Origin of the sequence: Bartonella queenslandensis AUST/NH15, from assembly GCF_000312585.1 — a bacterium.
Classification (GTDB): Bacteria; Pseudomonadota; Alphaproteobacteria; order Rhizobiales; family Rhizobiaceae; genus Bartonella; species Bartonella queenslandensis_A.
The window spans coordinates 1-294 of record NZ_HE998104.1; the positions used below are offsets into that span (position 1 = coordinate 1).

The following is a 294-nucleotide window of genomic DNA, read 5'->3' on the forward strand; positions in this document are numbered from 1 at the left end:
GCCCGTAGCTAGCCAATTTAACGAGATACCAAGGGCTTGATATTTAAAAAGAGCAGAAGCAGTTGGCTCCTTAAGCCCTGTTTCATAGGTTCCAAGGGTGCTAGCGTGTATACCTAAATGCTCTGCAAATTGCTTACGCTCTTTAAATCCTAACGCTTTTCTAACTTCGCAAAAGCGGTGCGCAAGCAAGGTTGCGGGTTCTTTTTCTTTACGTCCCAAATAATTTTACCAAAAAAACACTAAAGAACTTTACAAAAATACTTTAGTGTTTTATACCTCTAATTACCGCCCATT

General features: G+C 39.8%; 1 protein-coding gene. It reads right to left on the reverse strand.

Translation table 11 applies throughout. The features are described 5' to 3' along the window. Positions 1-219 (reverse strand): helix-turn-helix domain-containing protein (locus BN338_RS09520; RefSeq protein ID WP_039761629.1); only part of this gene is annotated, 219 nt, incomplete at its 3' end. Between the last annotated feature and the right edge of the window lie 75 nt (positions 220-294).